Source organism: Pseudomonas sp. Irchel 3H7 (genome assembly GCF_900187605.1).
Lineage (GTDB): Bacteria > Pseudomonadota > Gammaproteobacteria > Pseudomonadales > Pseudomonadaceae > Aquipseudomonas.
On record NZ_FYEA01000006.1, the window covers coordinates 391,569 to 409,943 of the forward strand.

General features: G+C 59.7%; 20 protein-coding genes. 8 read left to right on the forward strand and 12 right to left on the reverse strand.

The window, feature by feature from the left end; all coding sequences use genetic code 11:
* The first annotated feature begins 223 nt into the window (after positions 1 to 223).
* Together leuC and leuD are read left to right on the forward strand one after the other, a co-directional pair.
* Complete coding sequence (gene leuC, locus CKW38_RS14190; RefSeq protein WP_095113063.1) at positions 224 to 1,642, forward strand: 3-isopropylmalate dehydratase large subunit; 1,419 nt, start codon at positions 224 to 226, stop codon at positions 1,640 to 1,642.
* Positions 1,639 to 2,253: a 3-isopropylmalate dehydratase small subunit gene (gene leuD, locus CKW38_RS14195; RefSeq protein WP_095113064.1), complete on the forward strand. Its 615-nt coding sequence runs from the start codon at positions 1,639 to 1,641 to the stop codon at positions 2,251 to 2,253. The genes leuC and leuD overlap by 4 nt, the downstream gene beginning before the upstream one ends.
* 135 nt (positions 2,254 to 2,388) lie before the next feature.
* Here leuD and CKW38_RS14200 read toward each other — a convergent pair whose 3' ends face one another.
* The 4 genes from CKW38_RS14200 to soxR form a co-directional block, all read right to left on the reverse strand.
* Positions 2,389 to 3,339, reverse strand: coding sequence for a LysR substrate-binding domain-containing protein (locus tag CKW38_RS14200; RefSeq protein WP_095113065.1), 951 nt, complete (start codon positions 3,337 to 3,339; stop codon positions 2,389 to 2,391).
* Positions 3,340 to 3,363: 24 nt separating this feature from the next.
* Complete coding sequence (locus CKW38_RS14205) at positions 3,364 to 4,239, reverse strand: alpha/beta fold hydrolase (RefSeq protein WP_095113066.1); 876 nt, start codon at positions 4,237 to 4,239, stop codon at positions 3,364 to 3,366.
* A 213-nt stretch (positions 4,240 to 4,452) separates the two neighbouring features.
* Positions 4,453 to 4,911, reverse strand: coding sequence for a VOC family protein (locus tag CKW38_RS14210; protein ID WP_007917729.1), 459 nt, complete (start codon positions 4,909 to 4,911; stop codon positions 4,453 to 4,455).
* Between the two features lie 105 nt (positions 4,912 to 5,016).
* A complete protein-coding gene (gene soxR / locus CKW38_RS14215) occupies positions 5,017 to 5,469 on the reverse strand; it encodes a redox-sensitive transcriptional activator SoxR (RefSeq protein WP_007917730.1) in 453 nt (150 codons plus the stop codon).
* Between the two features lie 93 nt (positions 5,470 to 5,562).
* Between soxR and CKW38_RS14220 the strand changes: the two genes are divergently transcribed.
* Positions 5,563 to 5,916, forward strand: coding sequence for an antibiotic biosynthesis monooxygenase (locus CKW38_RS14220; protein WP_007917731.1), 354 nt, complete (start codon positions 5,563 to 5,565; stop codon positions 5,914 to 5,916).
* On the opposite strand, the gene CKW38_RS14225 is transcribed toward CKW38_RS14220, so the two are convergent.
* The 4 genes from CKW38_RS14225 to msuE form a co-directional block, all read right to left on the reverse strand.
* Positions 5,913 to 7,016: a sigma-54-dependent Fis family transcriptional regulator gene (locus CKW38_RS14225; RefSeq protein ID WP_007917735.1), complete on the reverse strand. Its 1,104-nt coding sequence runs from the start codon at positions 7,014 to 7,016 to the stop codon at positions 5,913 to 5,915. The genes CKW38_RS14220 and CKW38_RS14225 overlap by 4 nt on opposite strands.
* Positions 7,017 to 7,052: 36 nt before the next feature.
* The gene (locus CKW38_RS14230) at positions 7,053 to 8,240 is read right to left on the reverse strand and encodes an acyl-CoA dehydrogenase family protein (protein WP_095113067.1); all 1,188 of its coding nucleotides are present in this window, start codon (positions 8,238 to 8,240) and stop codon (positions 7,053 to 7,055) included.
* A 144-nt stretch (positions 8,241 to 8,384) separates the two neighbouring features.
* On the reverse strand, positions 8,385 to 9,530 hold the full coding sequence (gene ssuD / locus CKW38_RS14235) for an FMNH2-dependent alkanesulfonate monooxygenase (RefSeq protein ID WP_095113068.1): 1,146 nt from the start codon (positions 9,528 to 9,530) through the stop codon (positions 8,385 to 8,387).
* A 10-nt stretch (positions 9,531 to 9,540) separates the two neighbouring features.
* Complete coding sequence (gene msuE, locus CKW38_RS14240; RefSeq protein ID WP_007917546.1) at positions 9,541 to 10,104, reverse strand: FMN reductase; 564 nt, start codon at positions 10,102 to 10,104, stop codon at positions 9,541 to 9,543.
* Positions 10,105 to 10,493: 389 nt separating this feature from the next.
* Here msuE and CKW38_RS14245 point away from each other — a divergent pair, with 389 nt between their 5' ends.
* The 4 genes from CKW38_RS14245 (at position 10,494) to CKW38_RS14260 (ending at position 14,703) form a co-directional block, all read left to right on the forward strand.
* Positions 10,494 to 10,751 carry a hypothetical protein gene (locus CKW38_RS14245; RefSeq protein ID WP_095113069.1) on the forward strand — a complete coding sequence of 86 codons (258 nt, stop codon included), beginning with the start codon at positions 10,494 to 10,496 and terminating at the stop codon, positions 10,749 to 10,751.
* Positions 10,752 to 10,852: 101 nt separating this feature from the next.
* Positions 10,853 to 11,467, forward strand: coding sequence for a LysE family translocator (locus CKW38_RS14250; RefSeq protein WP_095113070.1), 615 nt, complete (start codon positions 10,853 to 10,855; stop codon positions 11,465 to 11,467).
* A gap of 204 nt (positions 11,468 to 11,671) precedes the next feature.
* Complete coding sequence (locus tag CKW38_RS14255) at positions 11,672 to 12,838, forward strand: aminotransferase class V-fold PLP-dependent enzyme (protein WP_095113071.1); 1,167 nt, start codon at positions 11,672 to 11,674, stop codon at positions 12,836 to 12,838.
* A gap of 56 nt (positions 12,839 to 12,894) precedes the next feature.
* Positions 12,895 to 14,703, forward strand: a complete 1,809-nt coding sequence (locus tag CKW38_RS14260) for an aminopeptidase P family protein (protein WP_095113072.1) — start codon at positions 12,895 to 12,897, stop codon at positions 14,701 to 14,703.
* Positions 14,704 to 14,746: 43 nt separating this feature from the next.
* On the opposite strand, the gene CKW38_RS14265 is transcribed toward CKW38_RS14260, so the two are convergent.
* Positions 14,747 to 15,343, reverse strand: coding sequence for a 2-hydroxychromene-2-carboxylate isomerase (locus CKW38_RS14265; protein ID WP_095113073.1), 597 nt, complete (start codon positions 15,341 to 15,343; stop codon positions 14,747 to 14,749).
* Between the two features lie 36 nt (positions 15,344 to 15,379).
* Positions 15,380 to 16,108: an SDR family oxidoreductase gene (locus tag CKW38_RS14270; RefSeq protein ID WP_095113074.1), complete on the reverse strand. Its 729-nt coding sequence runs from the start codon at positions 16,106 to 16,108 to the stop codon at positions 15,380 to 15,382.
* A 91-nt stretch (positions 16,109 to 16,199) separates the two neighbouring features.
* Here CKW38_RS14270 and CKW38_RS14275 point away from each other — a divergent pair, with 91 nt between their 5' ends.
* On the forward strand, positions 16,200 to 16,763 hold the full coding sequence (locus tag CKW38_RS14275; RefSeq protein WP_095113075.1) for a TetR/AcrR family transcriptional regulator: 564 nt from the start codon (positions 16,200 to 16,202) through the stop codon (positions 16,761 to 16,763).
* A gap of 1 nt (position 16,764) precedes the next feature.
* Here the strand turns inward: CKW38_RS14275 and CKW38_RS14280 are convergent, their stop codons facing one another.
* Together CKW38_RS14280 and rhtA are read right to left on the reverse strand one after the other, a co-directional pair.
* A complete protein-coding gene (locus tag CKW38_RS14280) occupies positions 16,765 to 17,046 on the reverse strand; it encodes a hypothetical protein (protein WP_007917561.1) in 282 nt (93 codons plus the stop codon).
* A 167-nt stretch (positions 17,047 to 17,213) separates the two neighbouring features.
* A complete protein-coding gene (gene rhtA, locus CKW38_RS14285) occupies positions 17,214 to 18,101 on the reverse strand; it encodes a threonine/homoserine exporter RhtA (protein WP_042704914.1) in 888 nt (295 codons plus the stop codon).
* Between the last annotated feature and the right edge of the window lie 274 nt (positions 18,102 to 18,375).

Genomic DNA, 18,375 nt, shown 5'->3' on the forward strand with positions numbered 1-18,375 from the left:
GATCCCACTGTAGGAGCTGCGGCACGCTGCGATCTTTTGATCCTGATCTTTAAAAACAAGATCAAAAGATCGCAGCCTCGTTGCAGTCGACAGCTCCTACAGGGTTTCGCTGATCGGCAGATCAAACACGATTCATGATCCACGCCATCACTGTCTGCCAATTGATGGCCGACCCGCGCTCCCTATGATGGGAATCACCTGATTTCCCTGAGTGAGCGCCTTGATGACTGCCAGAACCCTCTATGACAAACACATCGATTCGCACACGGTGTGCCGCCTCGACGATCAGGGCCATGTCCTCTTGTATATCGATCGTCAGGTGATCAACGAATACACCAGCCCGCAGGCGTTCAGCGGTTTGCGTGCCGCCGGGCGCGGGGTCTGGCGTCCGGGCACGGCGCTGGCGGTGGTCGATCACGTCAACCCGACCACGCCTGTGCGCATCGCGGCAATGCCTGATGCCGGCGGCGCCCGGCAAGTCTCGTATCTGGCGGAGAATTGCCGGGACTTCGGCATCGAGTTGCTGGACATCCTCGACAAACGTCAGGGCATTGAACACGTGATCGCTCCCGAGCAGGGGTTCATTCTGCCCGGCATGGTCATCGCCGCCGGCGACAGCCATACCACCACCTATGGCGCACTCGGCGCTTTCGGTTTTGGCATCGGCACCTCCGAGATCGAACACCTGCTGGCCTCGCAGACGCTGGTCTACAAACGTCTGAAAAGCCTGCGCGTGACCGTCGACGGCGAGTTGACAGCGGGCCTGACGTCCAAAGACGTGATCATGGCCCTGATCGGTCGCATCGGCGCGTCCGGGGCCAGCGGTTACGCGATCGAGTTCTGCGGCTCGACTATCGATGCCTTGAGCGTTGAAGCGCGCATGACCATCTGCAACATGGCTGTCGAGGCCGGTGCGCGCGGCGCGTTCATGGCCCCGGATGAAAAGGTCTTCGCCTATCTCAAGGGCAAGCCGCGCGCGCCGCAAGGTGAGTTGTGGGAACGGGGCGTGAAGAAGTGGCGCGAACTGCGCAGTGATCCCGGTGCGCTGTTTGACCGCGAGATTCACCTGGATGCCAGCATTCTTGAACCGATGGTCACCTGGGGCACCAGCCCCGATCAGGCCGCCGCGATCGGTGCGCGGGTGCCGGATCCGCAAGCGATCAGCGATCCGATCCTGCGCCAGGACATGCGCCGCGCCCTCAACTACATGGGCCTCGAAGCGGGCATGGCGCTCAGCGACATTGTTATCAGCCACGCCTTTATCGGTTCGTGCACCAACGCGCGGATCGAAGACTTGCGCGATGCCGCCAGCGTCGTGCGCGGTCAGCAAGTGGCCGGGCATGTACGCGCAATGATCGTCCCCGGCTCCAGCGAAGTTCGCGCGCAGGCCGAGGCCGAAGGGCTGGCGCAGATCTTTATCGACGCCGGGTTCGAATGGCGTCAGTCCGGCTGCTCGATGTGCCTGGCGATGAACGACGACGTACTTGCCCCCGGCGACCGCTGCGCGTCCAGCACCAACCGCAACTTTGAAGGCCGTCAGGGCGCCGGCGCGCGCACTCATTTGATGAGCCCGGCGATGGTCGCCGCCGCAGCGATCAGCGGTCGACTCACCGATATCCGCCACTTTGGAGTACGCCCATGAGCCTGCAACCTTTCACTCTAGTCAGTGGCCAGGCTGCGCCGTTACTGGCAGCGAACGTTGATACCGACGTGATCATGCCCAAGCAGTTTCTCAAGGGCATCGATAGAAACGGGCTGGATCGCGGATTGTTTTTCGATCTGCGGTTTCAGCGCGATGGCACGCCCAACCCTGAGTTCGTGCTGAACCAGCCCGCCTGGAAAGGTGCGAACTTTCTTGTGGTCGGGCCCAATTTCGGCTGCGGTTCCAGCCGTGAACACGCGGTGTGGGGCCTGCAGCAGATGGGCATCCGCGCGTTGATCGGCAGCAGCTTTGCCGGGATTTTCTATGACAATTGCCAGCGTAACGGCGTGTTGTTGATCACCCTGGAAGAGGTACAGGTGCAGCGCATTGGACAGCTTGTCGGTGAGCCTGAAACGGCGCGGGTCAGCATTGATCTGGAGGCGCAGCGGATTAGTCTGGCGGATGGCAGCGTGGTCGATTTCCAGATTGATAACCTGCGCAAAACCGCGTTGCTGCTCGGCCTGGATGCCATCGGCAGCACCCTGCAACGGCGCGAACAGATCAAAGATTTCGAACGCGAGCATTTGGCCAGTAACCCTTGGTTAGGCTGAACGCATAACCTGTGGGAGCTGGCTTGCCAGCGATGAGGCCGGCACTTCCAGCATTTGTGTTGGCTGAGCTGACGCCATCGCTGCGATGCGGCGTTCCGACAAGCCAGCTCCCACAGGTTTTTGTGGTGTTTTGAGCTACAGCGACAATCCTTTGAAATGCGCCTGCAAAAACTCCACACACGCGCGCAACTTCCCCGAATGCGCCAGCCGTGTCGGGTACACCGCCCAGACATTGGCACTCTGGCTGTAATCGTCCAGCACCTGCACCAAGCGTCCTTGCTCCAGCAGCGGTTTCACATCCCACAGCGAGCGCAACAACACCCCACGCCCGTCCAGTGCCCACTGCAAAACAATCTCGCCGTTGTTGGACGACAACGGCCCGCTGACCCGCACGCTCTCTTGCCCGCCGTCGCGATCCAGATGCCAGATCCCGAAAGCGTTGTCGCGTTCCTTGATCACCAGGCAATCGTGTTGTTGCAGTTCGTCCAGGGTCTGCGGCGTGCCGCGAAGTTGCAGATAACCGGGGGCGGCGCACAGCACTCGGCGGTTACTGACCAGACACCGGCCGATGTGCTGGCCGGGAATGTCGTCGCCGACGCGGATCTCCAGGTCGAAGCCTTCGTTGATGATGTCCACCACCCGGTCGAACAGGTCGAGGCGAATCTCCAGGTCTGGATAACGTTCGGCCAGCAGCGACACCGCCGGCGCGACGTGATTGCGACCGAAACCGAAACTGCTGCAGAGGTGCAAGCGCCCACGCGGGCTGTCGTGGGCGTCGGACAGTTCGTCGTGCAGTTGCTGGAAGTCATCGAGAATGCGCAACGCCCAGCGCTGCACCCGTTCGCCGTCCTCGGTCAGCGAGACGCGACGACTGGTGCGGTGCAACAGTCGCGTGCCAAGGGTGGTTTCAAGAATCTGGATGCGTTTGCTGACATAGGCCGGCGACAGGCCGAGTTCATCCGCTGCGGCGGCAAAGCCGTTCTTGCGGATCACGGTGAGTAGCACGCGCAGGTCTTCGGGCAGGGGCACGCTGTCTTTCTTCTGTGGCATGTCAAAACGAACACTGGCGGCAGAAGCCGCCAGCATAGCACCGAGATCCGGCGGCTCGGCTCAGCGCAAAAAGGCCAGTGCTTCGCCAAGCAACAGTTCAGGGACTTCTTCGGCAAGGTAATGGCCGGCGGGCAATGCCTGACCGCTGACGTCAGTCGCCACGTGTTGCCATTCCTTGAGCGGATCGAAGCAACGGCCGACGGTGCCTTCGGCGCCCCACAACACGCGCAGCGGTAGATTCAGGTGATGCCCGGCCGAGATGTCGGCGCGGTCGTGCTCAAGATCGATGCCGGCGCTGGCGCGATAGTCTTCGCAGATGCCACGGGCGCTGCCCGATTGGCGCAGGCAGCGCAGGTATTCGCCGAAGGCTGCATCGGTAAACGGCTTGAGCCCGGCGCTGCGGCTGCCCATGACGCTGCGCAGATAACCTTCGGGATTGGCTTCGAGCAAGGTTTCCGGCAATGGCGCCGGGCGGATCAGGAAGAACCAGTGCCAATACGCGCGAGCAAAGGCTTCGTTGGTTTGCGCGTACATCGACAGGGTCGGCGCGATGTCGAGCAGCATCATCCGTTGCACGGCATCCGGGTGATCGAGGGCGAGGCGATGGGCGACCCGCGCGCCACGGTCGTGAGCGAGAATCGAAAACTGCTCGAAGCCCAGCGCCTGCATCAACTCGACATTGTCGCGGGCCATTTCGCGTTTCGAGTAATTAACGTGCAGCTCATCGGCGGCCGGGCGACTGCTGTCGCCGTAACCGCGCAGGTCGGCGGCGACCACGCTGAAGTGTTCGGCCAATTGTTCGGCAATCTTGTGCCAGATCACATGGGTCTGCGGGTGCCCGTGCAACAGCAACAGGCCCGGGCCGCTGCCGCCGAGGCGGTAGGCAATGTCGACGCCGTTGACGTGGCGCTGGTCTTTGCGGAATCCGGCAAACATCGGGCTGATCCTTTTTCAGGGTTCTGGTTGGCTGCATCCTGAAATCGTCCGGCGTTTGCGACAAGGGGCAAAACGTGGTGGGCCGGTTCATGAAGTGTGATGGGTGTTGATAGTTATGGCCTCATCGCGAGCAGGCGAAGGCCTACAGTTGAAATGCGTTCCCCTGTAGGCCTTCGCCTGCTCGCGATAGCGCTATTGCAGACACTGCAACTCTCAACCCTGACTAAACATCTCCATCGCCCGCTGCTTGATCTGCTCTTCAGTCAGATCTTCCTTGCGCGAGGCGAGAAACCACAGATGCCCATACGGATCCTTCAACGTCCCGCTGCGATCACCGTAAAACTGGTCCTTGACCTCCGACACCGCCTTCGCTCCGGCATCCAGCGCTCGCTGAAAGGACTTGTCGACATCGGTCACATACAGATGCAAACCAACTGACACGGCTTGATCAGGATTACTCAACGGCCCCTGATCACAGGGCGAACCGAGCATGATCGCGCTGTCGCCGATGCGCAGTTCGGCGTGGCCGATGCCGCCGTCAGGCATGGCCAGACGCATGACCTCGGTGGCGCCGAAGGCTGTTTTATAGAAATCGATGGCCTCGGCGGCTTTGTGGATGCCGAGATACGGGGTAATGCTGTGATACCCCTCGGGAATGGGTTTGACGCTCATGACGTTCTCCCTGAATTGTTGTTCTATGGGACAGGACTCCACCGAATTTGTGGAAGATTCACTATAGAACCGTCCTCGCCGTGCAGACTTTTGCCCGACGAGCAGTCAATCCTTTGGAAAGTGCGGGCCAGGCCCTTGTTCGCCGAGTACATCGCCCTGATTGCGCAGCGGACAGGCCTCCATCGACAAACAGCCACAACCGATGCAGCCATTGAGCCGATCGCGCAGCAGCGTCAGTTGCTCGATCCGCGCGTCCAGTTCCTGTCGCCATTGCTGTGAGAGGATTTTCCAGTCTGCCGCGCTGGGCGCACGATCCTCCGGGAGGATTTTCAATGCCTCGCCAATTTCCGCCAGCGGAATCCCCAGCCGCTGCGCGACTTTGATCAACGCTACGCGGCGCAGTACTTCGCGCGGATAGCGCCGCTGATTGCCGGCATTGCGCTGGCTCTTGATCAGGCCTTTGGATTCATAAAAGTGCAGGGCGGTGACGGCCACGCCACTGCGCGCTGCGACTTCACCAACCGTTAACTGTTTGTGCACATTTTCTTTGCTGATCATTTGAAGACAGCTCTTGACCTTGACTTAACTAGAGGTTTTACCCTGCAGGTCTTCGAGTCGCAAGGCTCGTCTTACGCTGAGTGGGGGCATTCCATGAACAACCGCAGTTTTACCCAATTGATCGAATTCGAAATCGAACCACGCCAACAACCCGCCTTGGTCACTGCACTATCAATGCAAACCGAGCGCCTGGCGCAACGTTATGCCGGTTTTGTCAGCGCCAGTGTGCAGGCCAGCGATGACGGCCGGCGCGTGCTGAGTTTCCTCCAATGGCAGTCCCGCGAGGCGGGTGAAGCGGCATTTCGCAGCTTCGAAAGCGGCGAGCAGGACTTCTGGCAACTGATTCACACCCATCAGGCGAAAACCGTCACCTTCAACTCGTTTCAGGTGCTGAGCAGCATCGCCCGCAGTCACGACGATGCGCTGCACTGCCACCTGGTCGGCTAGATCGACAACTGGATCAGGCGTTCGCCCTGCAGATTCTCCGTGAGCCGCCGCTTGTTTACCGCCAGTTCGCCGATCTTGATCAGTCGCGTGCGGGTGACGTTGCGGCTCAGACCGAGCAACGCGGCGGTGTGCACCTGGTTGTAATGGCAGAAGCGATACGCCGCGCGCAGCAAAGCGTCTTCGACTTTTTCGTGCAGCGCGCCGGCCTGTTGCGCGAAGAGTTTTTGAAAGGCCTGTTCCAGTAAGGCCTCCGGTGAATCATCGGCACTGCTGTGATGATCGTCCGGGCGTTCGATGCGCAGGTTCGACAGACGCAAATCATCGCGTTCGATCACGCCGTTGCGGCAGATCAGCAAGGTGTGATGGATGACGTTCTCCAGCTCGCGAATATTGCCCGGCCAACTGTAAGCGCGCAGTTTGTGTTCGGCGCCGGGGCTGATGCTGACCCGCCCGTAACCGAGGCGTTGGCTGTAGGCCTCGATGAAATGGCGGGTCAGCGGCAGTATGTCGCCAGGACGCTCGCGCAACGGGCTCAGTTCCAGATTGACCACGTTGAGGCGGTAATACAGATCCTCGCGGAAATGGCCGGCGTTGATGGCTTTTTCCAACTGCACGTTGGTCGCTGCCAGCACCCGCACATCGATGGGAATGCTTTTGCGCGAGCCCAGTCGCACCACTTCGCGCTCCTGCAAAACCCGCAGCAACTTCACCTGAATCGCCATCGGCAGATCGCCGATCTCATCGAGAAACAAGGTGCCACCATCCGCTTCCTCGAACCATCCGGCCTTGGCGCTCAGCGCGCCAGTGAACGCGCCTTTTTCATGACCGAACAACTCCGCTTCCACCAGTGATTCGGAAAACGCCCCGCAATTGACCGCGATAAACGGCCGATGACGGCGATTGCTGAGGTTATGAATATGCCGCGCTACCAGTTCTTTGCCGGTACCGGTCTCGCCGATGATCAGCACACTCGCTTCACTCGGCGCGACCTGCTGTAAATGCGCGAGCAGGGCCTGGGACTTCGGGTCCTCGAACACCTGCGCAGTGGCGCGGATCGACGTGGCGAGCGCGGGGGAGGGCGGTAGGGTCAGCAGTTGCATGGGCTCGTCCTTCTTTTTAGTTCAAATGCAGGCAGGTCAGGAATAGAAGGTCGGCACCGGCAGCGACTGATTCAGCGCCCAGTCGCCCAACTCATGGAGTTTGTAGTCCAGCGGGTCGTGCAGGGTTTGCGTGCGCAGGTTGCGCCAGTGGCGATCGAGGCGCAGGGACGCGTGAGTGGAGCGCGCGCCGGTCACTTCGAACAAACGGCTGCAAATCTCCAGGCCCTGACGGCTGGCGGCGACTTTCGCGGTGGCAATCGCTGTCGCGACTTGGCCGCGCTCTTCGGCACTGAGATTCGCGCCTTTGGCCCAGGCCTCATCGAGCAACGCCGCCGCGCGTTCGACCAACAGGCGGATGCCTTCCAGCGCCACCCAGAACTCGCCGTAATGGGCGAGCACGTACGGATCTTCACGCACATCGCGCGCCGAGGATCTATGCCAGAGTCGGGTTTCGCTGAGGGTGTATTGCCGCGCCTCCTCGAAAGCGCCTTCGGCAATTCCGAGAAACATATGCGTGAAGGTCAGCTGCGCGATTAGCGGGCGCAAGCACGCAAACGGCGTGCTCAGCGGGCCGGGATCGAGCAGCAGTTCCGACTCTTCGACGCGTACCCGTTCAAACGTGGCGCTGCCGCTGTCGGTCTGACGCTGGCCGATGTTGTTCCAGTCGTTGTGCAGGGTGATGCCACTGCGGCCGCTGGGAATCGCCGCAATCAGCAATTTGCCGCCGGCACTTTCATCGACCGCCGAAGCGATCAGCATTTGTGAATCACTGGCGCCGGAGCAGAAGCTTTTCTTCCCGGAAAACTCGCGCCAGCCGCCGAGATCCTTGACCACGGTACGGGTGTCGAGCGGGTTCAGTGCGTTGCCCCAGAACCAGTTCTGCCGCGCAGTCTGTTCGAACCACGGCTGCCATTGTTCCGGCCGGGAAAACAGGCGCACGGTGGCGAGCATCAAATGATGGAAACCGAAGACGTGAGCAATCGAGCTGTCGACCTTGGCGAACTCGCGAACGACCTGCAGGGTTTCGCTCCAGCTCGCGCCGAGGCCGCCGTAGCGGGTGGGAATGCTCAGGGCCAGCAGGCCGCTGTCGCGCAGGGCATCGCGCTCGGCCTTCGGTGTGCCGCCACGTTCGTCGCGTTCGACGGCGGTCAGGGCAAATTCGGCGGCCAGTTGGCGGGCGGTTTGCAACGGGGATAACAAAGTACTTTGCGGTTTGGCGGTCACACGGTGTTCCTCGAAATCGACGCATTTCCTGTAGGAGTGAGCCTGCTCGCGATGAGGTCGGCACAATCGACATCATCGTTGACTGACCCACCGCATACGTCGGAGCGCCGCCCGGAGCAGGCTCGCTCCCACAAGGGATTTGGTTCAGGCAGTGGCTTTGGTGGGCAACACATCATTGGCAATCATTTCGCCAAACGGCCCGGTCAGATTGGTCACGCCACGCCCGGCCAGACTCGCATAAGGCTCGGGCAACAGCGGGAACACCAGCTCGGCAAAGCGGTAAGCCTCTTCCAGATGCGGGTAACCGGAGAAGATGAAACTCTCGATGCCCAGATCCGCGTATTCCTTGATCCGCGCCGCCACTTGCTGCGGATCACCCACCAGCGCCGTACCGGCACCGCCGCGCACCAGACCGACGCCGGCCCACAGGTTCGGGGCGATCTCGAGGTTGTCGCGACGGCCATCGTGCAATGCGGCCATGCGCCGCTGACCCTCGGAGTCGAAGCGCGAAAAGGATTTCTGCGCCGCTTCAATGGTTTCGTCGCTGATGTGTTCGATCAGTTTGTCGGCGGCTTTCCAGGCCTCTTCGGCGGTCTCGCGCACGATCACATGCAAGCGGATGCCGAACTTCACCTTGCGCCCATGCCGCGCCGCGCGTTCGCGCACGTCGGCGAGTTTTTCCGCGACGGCGGCCGGTGGTTCGCCCCAGGTCAGATAGACGTCGACCTGTTCGGCGGCCAGATCATGCGCGGCATCGGAAGAGCCGCCGAAGTACAGCGGCGGATAGGGTTTTTGCACAGGCGGATACAGCGCCTTCGCGTTCTGTACCTTCAAATGCTTACCGTCGAAATCTACCGCCTCGCCTTGCAACACGCGGCGCCAGATCTTCAGGAATTCATCGGTGACTTCGTAGCGTTCGGCGTGGCTGAGAAAGCTGCCGTCGCCCCGGTTCTCGTCCGGATCGCCGCCGGTCACCACGTTGATCAGCAAGCGCCCGTTGGACAGCCGATCAAGCGTCGCAGCCATGCGCGCCGAGACTGTCGGCGAGATGATCCCCGGACGGATCGCCACCAGATAACGCAGGCGCTCGGTCAACGGCACCAATGCCGAGGCGATCACCCAGGAGTCTTCGCAGGAGCGCCCGGTGGGAATCAGCACGCCGTGGTAGCCGAGACTGTCAGCGGCCTGCGCCACCTGTTTCAGATAATTGAGAGTGACCGGGCGCGCGCCTTGAGTGGTGCCCAGATAGTGGCCATCGCCGTGGGTCGGCAGGAACCAGAAAACATCCATGAACGGCTCCTCAGGCGATTTTCAGCAAGGGTTTGATTTGTGTGGCGAACAGCGGCGCCGCGCGTTCGGCGGCGAGGCGGATGCGCGCCTTCAACAGTTCGCTGGTGATCTGGTAATCGGCGAAGTCGGCTTCGGTGGCGTACACGCCGATCGGCAAGGTCATGGCTTGGAAGAAGCTGAACAGCGGGCGCAACTGGTGATCGAGGACCAGCGCATGGCGTTCGCTGCCGCCGGTAGCAGCGAGCAGCACCGGGGTGTCGATCAGGGCGTTGAGGTCGATCAGGTCGAACAGATGCTTGAGCAGACCCGGGTAGGAACCGCGATAAACCGGCGCGGCAACAATCAGCAGATCGGCCTGCTCGATGGCCTGCAACTCGGCTTCAACTTCCGCACTGAGTTCCTGACGCGATAGCGCAGCGCCGAGCGGACGAGCGATATCACCGAGTTCGATCAAATGGCTTTCGATGGTCAGGTGCCCAGCCAGTTCGGCGAGCAAGGCTTGGGTCAGCACCAGAGTACGGGACGGACGCCAGGTACCGCCGGAGAGGGCGACGACTTTCAGGGGACGCGACATGATCAGTTCCTTTTTCAACAGTTGCTCAGCGAGCAGTGAATGAGTCACCGGGTCTGAGCAAGCGCTGTACCAATTCCTGGAAGCCCCGGTTTACAAGGCGTTGAGCGTTAGCGTGGCGGTCGCCCCTGTGAGTAGCGAGGCGCTTTGTTGAATCGGTGTTGACTGAGCAACAGTTGCTGGAGCAACAGTGGTCAGCGCATAGGTGAAGTTATAAAGGCTGTTTGTTATTCCGTAAAAGAACGTTAATCGATATTTATAGATCGTTAGGAGATATGCACCGACGCGTGTCGATTTCCTGATAGCCACTATTGAGAGCGTTGATTTCTGCGCGGGCGTGCCGGGGCGTAGCCTTTGTCCATCGACTCCCCATTGCTCGCCAGGACGCTCCCATGAATCGTTTACTGACCGTTTCGCTGTTGCTCGCTGTCTCTGTACTCGCCGGTTGTGCCGGACACGTTTCGCCGGAGCTGCGTCCTTACACCGATGAAGAATCCCGCGAATTGGCGATGGAAGCGCTCAATCGCAGCGGCCTGTCCTTCGACGAATACCACGCGAAAAAAGCGCAATTACTCGGTCAGACCCAGTTCGACAAAAAAGCTGAAATGAGTGCCGAACGTTCCGTACAGCTGCACGGTCGCCCAAGCTGAAAGCAAACTGTACTGCTCGAAGTTTTACCCAACTGTCCGTGGGCTTGCCGGGCGGTGTGGGATAGGGTCAACACCTGAATGACCCTGATGGATTGCCTGCCATGACCCTCTCGCTTGACCTGCTGTTGGGCTTCGCCCTGTTTGCCCTTGTCACCTCGATTACGCCGGGGCCGAACAACACCATGTTGCTGGCATCGGGGGTGAATTTCGGCTTTAACCGCACCATCCCGCATATGCTCGGAATTACCTGTGGCTTTTTCGTTCTGGTGGTGGCCGTGGGCTTTGGCCTCGGCGCGGTGTTTCAGAACTATCCGATTCTCTATACGGTTCTGCGCTATGTCGGCGCGGCGTATCTGTTGTATCTGGCGTGGAAAATCGCCCACTCGGGGCCGGTCGGTGACAGCGCCGAAGGCGAAGCGAAGCCGATCAGCTACCTTGGCGCCGCCGCGTTTCAGTGGGTCAATCCCAAGGCGTGGATCATGGCCATCGGCGCCATCAGCACCTACACGCCGATGCAGGGCTATTTCACCAATGTGGTGGTGATTGCTGCGGTATTCGCCATCATTAACCTGCCGAGCGTCGGCGTCTGGGCAGCTTGCGGTACGTTGTTGCGCAATGTGCTGAAGGATCCGCGCTGGTTGCGCGTGTTCAACTGGGGCATGGCGGCACTGTTGGTGATTTCGCTGTACCCGTTACTTCTCGAAAGCTTTAGCTGACGCATCGCTTCAACCGCAGGCCGGATGCCTGTTAAGCTCGACTTCAGGAGCGTTCCTACGCACTTTGAATGAAGTTGTTCTTCTTTAACGGCATCCGATCAGGTATTGATGACGCTCTCGAACCGACGCGCAGCTCACAAGGCTGCGCCGTACCGTTTGCAGACACGAGCCTCCTGATCCCGGAACACGCTCTGCGAGTCTTTTATGAACACACGTCCGTTGTATTTCGATTACGCCGCCACGACCCCGGTGGACGAGCGGGTCATCCAGGTGATGATCGAGTGTCTGGGGTTTCACGGTAACTTTGGCAACCCGGCTTCCAGCTCCCACGCGTTCGGCCAGCAGGCCCGACACACGGTCGAGCAGGCCCGCCGGCAGGTCGCCGAACTGGTCGGCGCCAATGCTGAGCAGATCGTCTGGACCTCCGGTGCCACCGAGTCCAACAACCTTGCCCTTAAAGGTGTGGCCCAGGCGCGCGGCGTGTCCGGCGGCCATATCATTACCAGCCAGATCGAACACAAAGCCATCCTCGATACCGCCCGCCAGTTGCAGGACGCCGGCATCGCCGTGACCTATCTGGTGCCGGACGCCGATGGCCTGATCACCCCGCAAGCGGTCAGCGAAGCCATGCGTGAGGACACCTTTCTGGTGTCGCTGATGCTGGTCAACAACGAACTGGGCACCGTCAATGATGTTCAAGCGATTGGCGAAGTGGTGCGCAGTCGCGAGGCGTTGTTCCATGTCGACGCGGCGCAAGGCGCCGGCAAAGTGGCCATCGATCTGGGGCAATGGCCGGTGGATCTGATGTCGTTTTCGGCGCACAAACTTTACGGTCCCAAAGGCATCGGCGCGTTGTACGTCGGCCCACGGGCGCAGCAGCGTTTACAGGCGCAGATTCACGGTGGCGGACACGAAGGGGGATTGCGCTCCGGAACCCTGGCGACGCACCAGATTGCCGGGATGGGCGCAGCATTTGCCTTGGCCGCCGAGGCGTTCGATGTCGAGAAAAAAACCATCGTCGCGCTGCGTGAACGCTTGCTCGAACAACTGCTGAGCCTGCCGGGCGTGCGCCTGAATGGTTGTGCCACTCAGCGCATTCCGCACACCTTGAGCCTGACCTTCAGCGAAGGCGAATTCAACAGCGCGGCGTTGAGCCATTCGATTGCTTTCTCCGCGACCTCGGCCTGCAACTCCGCCAGTAACACGCCATCCCACGTGCTGTTGGCGCTGGGGCATGACGCGCATCTGGCCGGACGCACCATTCGCTTGAGCCTCGGCCGTTTTACCACCGCCGAGGACATCGACAAGGCCGTCGAACTGATCAAGACCGCCTGCGCCAGTGCTCCGGCATTCTGGGCGACAGGGCTTTAAACGAGCCGATTTCACGGCGACGAACAATAACGATGAAGTGATTAGCAGGAGACATGATGAGTACCCAGACCTCGACCGAAGGATCGGTGCCCCAGCGCCTGGCGCACACCCGTGAACTGATGCGCCGCGAAGGCATTCATGCGCTGTTGGTGCCGTCCGCCGACCCGCATTTGTCGGAATATCTGCCGGGTTACTGGCAGGGTCGGCAGTGGTTGTCGGGCTTCCATGGTTCGGTCGGGACGTTGATTGTCACCGCTGATTTCGCCGGCGTCTGGGCCGACAGTCGTTACTGGGAGCAGGCGAGCAAAGAACTCAAGGGCAGCGGCATCGAACTGGTCAAGTTGCAACCGGGTCAACCGAGCCCGCTGGACTGGCTTGCCGAGCAGACACCGGAAGGTGGTGTGGTCGCGGTTGACGGTGCGGTGATGGCCGTGGCTTCTGCACGTACCCTGAGCAGCAAACTGGAAGCACGCGGCGCACGTCTGCGCACCGACATTGATCTGCTGCAAGAAGTCTGGCGCGATCGCCCGAGCCTGCCGAACGCACCGATCTATCAGCATCTGCCACCGCAAGCGACGGTCAGCCGTGGCGAGAAACTGGCCAAGCTACGCGAAACCCTGCAAGAGCGCGGCGCTGACTGGCATTTCATCGCCACCCTCGACGACATTGCCTGGTTGTTCAACTTGCGCGGCGGCGATGTGTCGTTCAACCCGGTGTTTGTTTCGTTTGCGTTGATCGGTCAGCAGCAGGCCACGTTGTTCGTAGCGTTAAGCAAGGTCGACGCAGATTTGCGCTCGGTGCTTGAGACGGACGGCGTGACGTTGCGTGATTACAGCGAAGTCGCTGATGCCCTGCGTGCCGTGCCGAGTGGCGCGAGTTTGTTGGTTGATCCGGCGCGCGTTACCAGCGGTTTGCTGGATAACCTCGACAGCACGGTGAAACTGGTCGAAGGCTTGAACCCGACCACGCTGGCCAAGTCGCAGAAAAGTGAAGCGGACGCTGCACATATCCGCAAAGCGATGGAGCAGGATGGCGCGGCGTTGTGCGAGTTTTTCGCCTGGCTGGAATCGGCCTGGGGGCGCGAGCGCATTACCGAATTGACCATCGACGAAAAACTCACCGCTGCCCGTGAGCGTCGTCCGGATTATGTCTCGCTGAGTTTCAACACCATTGCCGCGTTCAACGCCAATGGCGCCATGCCGCATTACCACGCCACCGAAGAAGAACACGCGGTAATCGAAGGCGACGGCTTGCTGCTGATCGACTCGGGTGGTCAATACCTGGGCGGCACCACGGACATCACGCGAATGGTGCCGGTTGGTACGCCGAGCGAAGAACAGAAGCGCGATTGCACGCGCGTGTTGAAGGGCGTGATTGCCCTGTCGCGCGCGCAGTTCCCGAAAGGCATTCTCTCGCCGCTGCTCGATGCTATTGCCCGTGCGCCGATCTGGGCCGAAAGCGTCGATTACGGTCACGGCACCGGTCATGGCGTTGGCTACTTCCTCAACGTCCATGAAGGTCCACAGGTGATCGCTTATCAGGCCGCGCCTGCACCGCAGACGGCCATGCAGCCGGGGATGATTACTTCGATCGAGCCAGGCACCTACCGTCCGGGTCGTTGGGGCGTGCGGATCGAGAACCTGGCGATGAACCGCGAGGCGGGCAGCAGCGAATTCGGAGAATTCCTCAAGTTTGAAACCTTGACGCTGTGCCCGATCGACACGCGTTGCCTGCTGCCGGCGTTGCTGACTGAAGAAGAGAAACAGTGGTTCAACGCCTACCACGCGCAAGTGCGTGAGCGCTTGAGTCCATTGCTTGAGGGTGCGGCGCTGGAATGGCTGAACACCCGTACTGCGGCGATCTGATCGGCTGGGATTCAGGCGCTGTGTTCAGCGCCTGAATGATCGTTTAGCCTTGGCGCAAGGCTTCCGCAACGAAGTCCAGCCGATCCTGGCCGAAGAACAGTTGATCGCCGATAAACATGCTGGGTGCTCCGAAAACACCACGTTTAACAGCGGTTTCGGTGTTCTCCTTAAGCGCTGCTTTGACCGATTCATCGTTGCTCAGCGCCAGTACTTCCTGCGGATCGAAACCGTGTTCGCTCAGCACAGCAGCGACAGTCGCCGGTTCGTCGAGGCTGCGTCCTTCAACCCATAGCGCCGTGAACAGACAATCGATAAACGCCTGAAAGCGTGCTGGCTGACGCAACTGGATGCCGGTTACCGCACGCATCAACATCAGTGTGTTGATCGGGAAGTGCGGATTGAATTTCAGCGGCACCCCGTAGCGTTTTGCGTAGCGATCCAGATCCTCAAACATGTACCGACCCTTCGCCGGAATCATCGCCGGTGAAGCGTTGCCGGTTGCCTTGAAGACGCCACCGAGCAGCATCGGAATGTAGATCAGCTCGCTGTTCGTCTGCGCGCAAATCTTCGGCAGTTGGGTGTAGGCCAGGTAGGTGGCAGGGCTGCCGAGGTCGAAATAGAAATCCACGGTTTTCGTCATTTTCGCGTCTCTGTCGTTATTGTTATGGCGGGGGGCTTACCAGCGTTCGTTCCAGGGGCGCAGATCCAGCTCGAACGTCCAGGCATCCCGTGGCTGACTGTGCAGATACCAGTAGTTCTCGGCGATGTGCTCGGGATTGAGGATGCCGTCCTGATCTTTGGTGGCGTACTTCTCGGGGAAACTGTTGCGAATGAAATCGGTGTCGATCGCACCATCGACTACGACGTGGGCGACGTGGATGTTCATTGGCCCCAGTTCCCGCGCCATGCTTTGTGCCAGCGCGCGGATACCGTGTTTGGCTCCGGCGAAGGCGGCAAACCCGGATGCACCGCGAAGTCCGGCGGTGGCACCGGTGAACAGGATAGTGCCGCGTTGGCGTGTGACCATGCGTTTGGCCACTTCACGGGCATTGAGGAACCCTGAGAAGCAGGCCATTTCCCAAATCTTGAAATACTTGCGTGCGGTTTCTTCAAGAATGCTGCATGGCACATTGGCGCCGATATTGAACACAAAAGCTTCGATCGGACCGAGGCGAGTCTCGATGTCTTCAATCAGAGCAATGACGTCTTCTTCTTTGCGCGCATCGCAGGCAAAACCGTGAGCTTCACCGCCTTCAGCCTTGATCGCGTCCACTAGCGGCTGCAATTTGTCGGCGCTGCGTCGGGTGACGCAGGCGATGAGTCCCTCTTTGGCAAAACGCTTTGCAATCGCTCCGCCCGTGGCATCGCCAGCGCCGACAACCAATATGACCTTCTTGTTATTCATGGGTGATTGCCTTTATTAAACGATCGTTAAGTGAACGAACGTTATGCTAGGATCCAGACAACGTCAAGGCAGTCGATTCGAGGGCAAATACATGCGTTACTCCGCCAGTCACAAGTTGGAAACACGGGAAAAGCTGCTGCAGAGCAGCGCGCTGTCAGCAAAGCGTTCCGGTTTTTCCACGTTGGGCGTTGATGGTTTGATGAAGGCTATCGGATTGAGCGGTGCGGCGTTCTACAGCCATTTCTCATCGAAAGATGCGTTGTTCACTGCCATCGTCGAACGCGAGTTGGGTCAAAGCCTTGAACGATTGGGGGGGGAGGGCACGCGGGATCGTGAGCGACTGGAGCGCTGTCTCAAGCACTACCTGAGCATGGCTCACGTAGAGCAACCTGAGGCCGGTTGCGCGTTGCCGGCGTTGGGCGCAGAAATTGCCCGATCGGATGTTCTGGTGCGCGAGCAGGCCGAGCTGTGGATTTGCCGGCTTCAGGAGCGTTGGGCACAGATTCTTGAGAGCGAGACCCTGGCGTGGTCGGTGCTGTCGCAATGCGTCGGGGCGTTGGTGGTGGCGCGTATGTTGGCCACGCCGGACGTTCAGCAAGCGGTGCTGAAGTCCAGCCATGAAGAAATTGGCCGCCAGATTGCCGGGCAGCGCTGATCTATTTACAGATGACAATCATGCTGCGGCTGGTGTAGCCCGCAGGATTGAGACCGAACGGGTAATCGCCGGGCTCTTCCACGGCGTCACCGGATTTTGCGATGACCTTGTAGCCCTTCGGCAAGCAGGCATTGGCGGCACTGGCGTAGCACTTGTCCCAGGAGGACGATAGCCCTGAGCAGTTGATGTGCAGCCCTTTTTTTCCGCGTTTTACCTGAGTTTCCGAAGTCGCCGCACAACCTGCAACTGCCAGTATGGCGATCAGTATCAAAATTCGTTTCATTACCGTCCTTATAACGGCCACGAGTCTAATGCTCGGGTTTGCCTGTGTTCGCGTGCGCTCTAAGCTTTTGAAATCCCTGTCCGAAAAAATCCATGTCTGGCATTGGGTTACAGGTCTAAACATGGCCTAAATGCGCGTCAATTGCCAGACCTTCGTCGAATCCTCTTTCAATCAGCCGCGATGGCGGGTTTCGCAGCACTCCCCATGGTCATGGTTGCGCCGACAGATGCCAGAATAATGCACAGGATCGCCATCCATTGTGACAGTGTGAGGAATTCGTGCAGGAACAACAGTCCTGAGAGGGCTCCGAAGGCCGGTTCGATACTCATCAATGTGCCGAAAGTGCGTGCCGGGAGGCGGGTGAGGGCGACCATCTCCAGTGTATAGGGCAGGGCGGTGGACAGAATGGCGACGCCGATGGCAATCGGGATCAACGAAGGGGTCAATAGGGCTGAACCAGCATGCACGATGCCGATAGGGGCCACGAACAGCGCTGCGATCATTACCCCCAGAGCTGCCGTCGTTACACCGTTATCGGCGCCGGCCTTCTGACCGAACAGAATGTATAGCGCCCAGCAGACACCGGCTCCCAGTGCATACCCGGCGCCCACCAGATCGATTCCGGCGCTGGTTGTGCCTGTTGGAATCAGCAGCATCAAGCCGGCGGCAGCCAGGGCAATCCAGAGAAAGTCGATGGCACGGCGGGAAGCAAGGATGGCTACGGCCAGTGGCCCGGTAAATTCGAGGGCGACGGCAATTCCCAACGGCACCGTTTGCAATGACATATAGAAGAGGAAGTTCATGCCGCCCAATGCCATGCCGTAGACGAGGACTGTACGCAGTGATTTGGCGGTCAGCCTCGCGCGCCATGGACGCAGTATTAACAGCATGATCACGCTGGCGAAGATCAGCCGCAGCGTGGTGGTTCCCTGGGCGCCAACGATAGGGAACATGCTTTTGGCCAAAGAAGCTCCTGACTGGATCGACGCCATGGCTATTAATAGCAGGCCAACCGGAAACAGCATTGAGGCAAGAGAGCGTGGCTGGTCATTCATTACGTGGCATCGTCCAAGGTGAGAGCAAGGCATTATTATTGGTGTTGGGCAATATACTGCGCATTCGATCGAGTTACGTCTATATAGAAGAGTCCTTTTTTCCCCGGGTCGATAGAAAAGCGCAATTAACGCTTGACGGCAGATTTCAGATGTCTATAATTCGCCCCACTTCCGGCGCAGTCGAAACGGAAAACTCCTTGAGATTCAATGAGTTATGTAGGTTTCGGCAGTGAGTTGCTTCAGTTCATCGAAGCCGAAAGGAAGTTGAAAAAGA

What these genes read in the sequence shown, in the direction of transcription:
- leuC (WP_095113063.1), top strand. Translation starts at nt 224, where the DNA reads ATGACTGCCAGAACCCTCTATGACAAACACATCGATTCGCACACGGTG.
- leuD (WP_095113064.1), top strand. Translation starts at nt 1,639, where the DNA reads ATGAGCCTGCAACCTTTCACTCTAGTCAGTGGCCAGGCTGCGCCGTTA.
- CKW38_RS14200 (WP_095113065.1), bottom strand. Translation starts at nt 3,339, where the DNA reads ATGCTGGCGGCTTCTGCCGCCAGTGTTCGTTTTGACATGCCACAGAAG.
- CKW38_RS14205 (WP_095113066.1), bottom strand. Translation starts at nt 4,239, where the DNA reads ATGTTTGCCGGATTCCGCAAAGACCAGCGCCACGTCAACGGCGTCGAC.
- CKW38_RS14210 (WP_007917729.1), bottom strand. Translation starts at nt 4,911, where the DNA reads ATGAGCGTCAAACCCATTCCCGAGGGGTATCACAGCATTACCCCGTAT.
- soxR (WP_007917730.1), bottom strand. Translation starts at nt 5,469, where the DNA reads ATGATCAGCAAAGAAAATGTGCACAAACAGTTAACGGTTGGTGAAGTC.
- CKW38_RS14220 (WP_007917731.1), top strand. Translation starts at nt 5,563, where the DNA reads ATGAACAACCGCAGTTTTACCCAATTGATCGAATTCGAAATCGAACCA.
- CKW38_RS14225 (WP_007917735.1), bottom strand. Translation starts at nt 7,016, where the DNA reads ATGCAACTGCTGACCCTACCGCCCTCCCCCGCGCTCGCCACGTCGATC.
- ssuD (WP_095113068.1), bottom strand. Translation starts at nt 9,530, where the DNA reads ATGGATGTTTTCTGGTTCCTGCCGACCCACGGCGATGGCCACTATCTG.
- msuE (WP_007917546.1), bottom strand. Translation starts at nt 10,104, where the DNA reads ATGTCGCGTCCCCTGAAAGTCGTCGCCCTCTCCGGCGGTACCTGGCGT.
- CKW38_RS14245 (WP_095113069.1), top strand. Translation starts at nt 10,494, where the DNA reads ATGAATCGTTTACTGACCGTTTCGCTGTTGCTCGCTGTCTCTGTACTC.
- CKW38_RS14250 (WP_095113070.1), top strand. Translation starts at nt 10,853, where the DNA reads ATGACCCTCTCGCTTGACCTGCTGTTGGGCTTCGCCCTGTTTGCCCTT.
- CKW38_RS14255 (WP_095113071.1), top strand. Translation starts at nt 11,672, where the DNA reads ATGAACACACGTCCGTTGTATTTCGATTACGCCGCCACGACCCCGGTG.
- CKW38_RS14260 (WP_095113072.1), top strand. Translation starts at nt 12,895, where the DNA reads ATGAGTACCCAGACCTCGACCGAAGGATCGGTGCCCCAGCGCCTGGCG.
- CKW38_RS14265 (WP_095113073.1), bottom strand. Translation starts at nt 15,343, where the DNA reads ATGACGAAAACCGTGGATTTCTATTTCGACCTCGGCAGCCCTGCCACC.
- CKW38_RS14270 (WP_095113074.1), bottom strand. Translation starts at nt 16,108, where the DNA reads ATGAATAACAAGAAGGTCATATTGGTTGTCGGCGCTGGCGATGCCACG.
- CKW38_RS14275 (WP_095113075.1), top strand. Translation starts at nt 16,200, where the DNA reads ATGCGTTACTCCGCCAGTCACAAGTTGGAAACACGGGAAAAGCTGCTG.
- CKW38_RS14280 (WP_007917561.1), bottom strand. Translation starts at nt 17,046, where the DNA reads ATGAAACGAATTTTGATACTGATCGCCATACTGGCAGTTGCAGGTTGT.
- rhtA (WP_042704914.1), bottom strand. Translation starts at nt 18,101, where the DNA reads ATGAATGACCAGCCACGCTCTCTTGCCTCAATGCTGTTTCCGGTTGGC.